Genomic DNA, 5,029 nt, shown 5'->3' on the forward strand with positions numbered 1-5,029 from the left:
TGAAAACTTTGCATCTCTATGAAACCTGAAATATTTGGAGAAGAACTGGAGTCTGCACTAAAAAATTCTGCAATCTGTGTAAATCAAAACTCTCCATATTTCCGTCTTTCAGAAGAGATTTTAGAGATGGCTTCAGCTTACAGAAAAGACGGACTCTCATTTTTTAGATCAGGGGATATGGTAAATGCCCATGCATCATTTGCATACGGCTTCGGGTGGTTTGATTTCGGAGTAAAAGCAGGTATTTTACGAGGAGTTACACCTGCAAAAAGGCTGCCTGTTTTTGATGATGAAATGCCGGACAATCTCCTGCCACACCTTTTGGAAAAAACAAACAGGTACAGAAGAATGCTTTTTGAAGCAGTAAATTCTGTTGCTGTTTCGCCAGATAAAGAAAGTCCCCTTCATGATTTCTCTTTGCTGATTCTAAAAAGCGCGTCAGAGCACCTCTCTGACGGGGACAGCTACCTTTCCAAAAAAAATTATGTCAACGCTCTGGGGCATTTCAGCTACGGATATGGTCTTTTGGATGCCGCAGTTCGCTGTGGACTTCTGATAATTACAGGGGACAGGAGCCTGTTCACGGTATGAAAACCTTAAAGGGTTTATATCCGGAGGACTAAACTTCTCAGATATATCCGGAGAAACAGATGGACAAAAATCAATGGAAATGGCTGGCACTCTCAATTTCATTCAGCGTCATAGTTTTGATTTTGGTTTTATACTTCACGATTGATGAAAATACCATACAATACTTAACCAAACTTCAGCCGGTTTATCTTCTGGCAGCGCTTGTTCTTCATATAGGCTCTCTTTGTGCATGGGCTCTGCGAATAAAATTCATGTCCAAATCACTTGGTTATAAAGTTCCCTTTCTCCACTGCCTGAATATGGTCTTTGCAAACCTTCTTGTGGCAGCTGTCACCCCTTCACAGGCAGGTGGTGAACCTGTAAGAATACATGAGCTTTACAGGGCAGATGTACCTCTTGGAGATGCAACTGCAATAGTAATTATGGAGAGGGTTTTAGATGGGATACTGCTGGGAATAATAGGTGGTATTGCCATGTTCATGCTGTGGATAGGAACAGAAGAACTTGGCCTTACTATCGCAATACCATTATTCTTCATGTGGGCGATGATAACAGGATTTGTTATTCTCTTTGCATACTCTGTTAAAAATCCTGTATTCCTTAAAAATCTCATAAAAAAGGTATCAGGCTGGTTTACAAAACGCTGGCATGCCGAAAAGGTTGAGAAGCTGACAACCGGTATAGATTCTGAGGTTGACAACTTTAACTCGGCTTTAAAAAAATATGTGAGCCATTCCAAAATTGGCCTTCTGTGGGGATCAGCGTTCACCATAATTTACTGGTTCAGTGAATTTTTCATCGCCTCACTTATCTTAATGGGTCTTGGAGAAGGCCCTCATATTGTAGAGTCATTTGTTGCACAGATTATTATTGCAATAATTATGATGATCCCCTTAACTCCCGGAAGTTCAGGTATTGCCGAGCTTTCTGCAACGTCTCTTTACAGTCTCTTTATTCCATCATCAATAGTCGGCATATTTGTTGTACTATGGCGCCTGATTCTCTATTACTTCAATATATTCCTCGGAGTATTTGGAACAGTCATAATTGTAAAAAGAGAAGTCCTGCGTAAGGCTATAAAAAATAAAATTTCAATAAAAAGGGACTGATTATCCCAAAAAATTTCTTTTGCTTGCTGCTTTAAGGATATACGAACCGGACTCATCCATATTGTTTTGGGATAATATCCGGAGAATGTTATCAGTAGCCTCCTTATGCTCAAAATCAGTCTCAAAATCTCCCAGGTACTCTTTTGCAAAGTTAAAATCTTTCTCTGGAAGATAGGGTGAATCGGGGTTTACAAACCTTAAGGCATCTTTTAAGTCACTTTCAAAGTTAAGATAGACGTCATTTAAACAATCATAATCCTTATCAGACAATGCTGATATTCCAAGTATCTCCGGCGGAACACCTATTGAATAACATGCGGCTGTAAATGTTATTGCCCTTGGAAGTTTTAGCCCCCCAAGGTTTCGGGAATATCCAAAAAGACCTATGTGAAGTTTTCTGCGTCTTCTCCCGGGGATATATCCGGATACTTTATTTATCACAGACGATAGTTCAACAAGTCTTCTGTGGTATTCTTCAGAGCATTTTTCAAACATCTCAAGAGAAATTTCCATATCAACAGTCTGTGAGACTCCGGGTGTTCTTTCTTCAAGTTTTCGGACGCCTTCTCTTACGATATCTGGTGAATAGTCATATTTAAAGGCAGACTGGATTGTAAATGTGTGTACTCCGGGATATTCGGAAGTTACCCTCTCTATATTGTCAGGCCTGAGATTCCCCCTGAATGGTGCTGATCCAACCCCTATTATCGGATATATAGGAATTCCTGAGCTTTCCGAAAGCTCAGACATCTTCATAAGAGCCACCTTGTTTAAAATAACAGCACCAATATTTCCATAGTTTATTGCAGGATCCGAGCGTGCAAAGAATACTCTCTGGTATTCAAGATTTTTATTCTCGATATAGCGTCTGACAATCTCATCAGAATTTAGCATTCCTTCCCTGTCCTCAAACAGGGGGATTACGTTTATCCTTTCAGGCCTGAATTCACCTATCCAGTCTGATATGGTATTATTACGTCCTCCAAGTCTTTTATGCTGTTTTCCTACGACAAAATCACAGTAATACTGATATATATTATCAATCGAAACATAGGACGTTGTCATGGGAAGGATTACTTCAAATATCGGGGGAATATCATTTCCATAAAATAGTCTGGCGATGTCAAAAGAGCGTGGAATACTCTCAAGGGTTTCGATTAAAATCTTTGCCTCGGCCTGTTCAATCTCAGGATTCGGAAGTCTGAGAGTTAAAAATACATCTTTACCAAGCTGCTTTTGGGAAAAATACGATTCATACTTGGAAAGAAGCTTTTTAATTACAAAATTGTCTACTTCTTTTCCCTCACAGTCCCACATCTGCTCACTGCAGTTCAGATGCGAATATGCATAATAAGCCTCTAAAACTTCCTCTTCTCCACCCATAAGCGGGCTGCATGCAAAAAAAGGAATGTTTACATTATCAGGATGCTGTGTGCTCATAGTTTTTGGCACATTATAGTGACATTGATCCGTCATGATACAAATTCACCATTTAAATTTGAGGTACACCTTATTCAAAGTCTTGGTTGACATAAAAATAAAAGCATCATAAGACTACTTTTAGCCATACAAAATGATTTATTAAATTAATTAAAGAGACAAAAAAGCTGAAGAAACTTACCAGTAACAATAAAAAAAAATCTTTATTTAACTGTTTTTTAATAATCAAATTAAGAAATTTCACTTTTAGGATATATTTAGGATATAAGTGCCTCAGGGGCAGCTCCATCACAAGTTTCTTCGAAACTTGTTTAACCATGATAACCCGGCCTGGACGCTACCCATACGGGTAGCCTCGTCCGGGAGGATTTGTTTTTTTAATATCCTCAGAACAGAAAAACAACAGGAACAAGGTGAATGCTTGTCCATTCAACTTGTGAATTATCGCAATCAGGGGGAGAATTGAAAGGAGGGGGATGTTCCCCCTCCTTTCTATATTAATTCCAATTTACGATTACCATCTGATTTATTCATTAAATCTCAATAAATTCGCCTGCCTCAAAAATAACAAAAAAGAGATTATTAGAAATATATCAATTTATGTCACGAATTACTTTTTTTGTCCCATCAATCAAATCATTGGCATCCTTTTCTTTAACATCCTCTAAATCAGGATGTGCACATTTATTTCTAATAGCACCTAAATGCTGAATATATCTCCATTGAGATTTCTCTAATATTCCATTATCCTTTAACTTATCATTTATCTTATCCATCTTATCAGCGTAGGAATATTCAATATCATGACTGTCACATAAAAATCTTAAATGACGCTCAAGAGCAACCCCTGCAATTGCACCAGAAGCACGATAAAACTTATTTTCAAATAAAATTTCAGATTCTTCAAGTTCGCTTTGAATGAATTCTGAAGAAATTACTTCCCTTAACTTCAAATTTTCTACACTGATTACATCAGGAATAGAAAGAAGAATAGTTCTCTGATTTTCAAAGACATCAATAAATTTGTGCAAATATACTTCTTTGTTACCTTTATTATAAACTTTTAATTCAATGTAATCAAGGACTCCTCCATTGTAAATATTATCAATAGAAAAAAATCTATAATTTTGCACGAATTCAGATGATTTTGATGGAATATATTTTTTTACAAGTTCTATTGAAGCGAGATAATATCTTTGATAAAGTCGCTTTACTTCTCTTTTTTTCTCTTTTTGAACATCAGAGAATACAATGTTAAAAAATTCTATACGCCTATGTTCATCATATATTTTTAATTCATTAATAAGTTCAATAAATAAGTTTTCAGCATTTTTTGCTATATCTTCCAATTCATTGATCTTTCTACTTACCAGATCAATATTTCTTACCATAATTGAACTATATAGATCACTTTAGAATAATACATTTTTGAAAACGCAATTATTTTGTAATTTATGAGATTTCTGTTTAAAATCCTAAGATTAACAAAAGACTCTGCATCCTAAATGTCAATTAAATAAACATTCATTTAAAAAAACTAATTCCAAACTTGCCAGTAACAATAAAAAACTCACAAAAAAACTCTCATCAATAAGAACAATTGCAGCCGTTTAGATGTACACGAAAATGCTCCCGCATTTTCTCATCTTCGCAAAAGCTCAGATTCCCGGGAACCCGCGTATCTCAGTATACCATCTGAATATAAAAAAGACATACTTAACAGTAACAATAAAAAACTCATAAAAAAACTCTCATCAATAAGAACAATTGCAGCGTTAGATGTTTCCCGAGAACTCGCGTATCTCAGTACACCATCTGACGTAAACGGGCTTAACTGCCGGGTTCGGAATGAGTCCGGGTGTTGCCCCGTTGCTATGGCCGCAATTGAA

4 protein-coding genes and 1 rRNA gene are annotated in these 5,029 nt (G+C 36.6%); 2 read left to right on the forward strand and 3 right to left on the reverse strand.

Annotated elements, in window-relative coordinates:
- Positions 1 to 18: 18 nt before the first annotated feature.
- Positions 19 to 591 (forward strand): DUF357 domain-containing protein, encoded by a 573-nt coding sequence (locus ACTB1O_RS02440; protein ID WP_462993547.1) that lies wholly within the window; start codon positions 19 to 21, stop codon positions 589 to 591.
- Between the two features lie 59 nt (positions 592 to 650).
- Positions 651 to 1,700, forward strand: a complete 1,050-nt coding sequence (locus ACTB1O_RS02445; protein ID WP_462993548.1) for a lysylphosphatidylglycerol synthase transmembrane domain-containing protein — start codon at positions 651 to 653, stop codon at positions 1,698 to 1,700.
- Here the strand turns inward: ACTB1O_RS02445 and ppcA are convergent, their stop codons facing one another.
- From ppcA to rrf, 3 genes are all read right to left on the reverse strand, one after another.
- On the reverse strand, positions 1,701 to 3,176 hold the full coding sequence (gene ppcA / locus ACTB1O_RS02450) for a phosphoenolpyruvate carboxylase (RefSeq protein ID WP_462993549.1): 1,476 nt from the start codon (positions 3,174 to 3,176) through the stop codon (positions 1,701 to 1,703).
- Positions 3,177 to 3,733: 557 nt separating this feature from the next.
- Positions 3,734 to 4,531 (reverse strand): hypothetical protein, encoded by a 798-nt coding sequence (locus tag ACTB1O_RS02455; RefSeq protein ID WP_462993550.1) that lies wholly within the window; start codon positions 4,529 to 4,531, stop codon positions 3,734 to 3,736.
- A gap of 373 nt (positions 4,532 to 4,904) precedes the next feature.
- Positions 4,905 to 5,026: ribosomal RNA gene (rrf, locus tag ACTB1O_RS02460) — 5S ribosomal RNA — on the reverse strand.
- Positions 5,027 to 5,029: the final 3 nt, after the last annotated feature.

This window comes from Methanomicrobium sp. (assembly GCF_055145805.1).

Bases quoted from the DNA above. Each gene is read 5' to 3' on its own strand.
- ACTB1O_RS02445 (WP_462993548.1), top strand. From the start codon at position 651: ATGGACAAAAATCAATGGAAATGGCTGGCACTCTCAATTTCATTCAGC.
- ppcA (WP_462993549.1), bottom strand. From the start codon at position 3,176: ATGACGGATCAATGTCACTATAATGTGCCAAAAACTATGAGCACACAG.
- ACTB1O_RS02440 (WP_462993547.1), top strand. From the start codon at position 19: ATGAAACCTGAAATATTTGGAGAAGAACTGGAGTCTGCACTAAAAAAT.
- ACTB1O_RS02455 (WP_462993550.1), bottom strand. From the start codon at position 4,531: ATGGTAAGAAATATTGATCTGGTAAGTAGAAAGATCAATGAATTGGAA.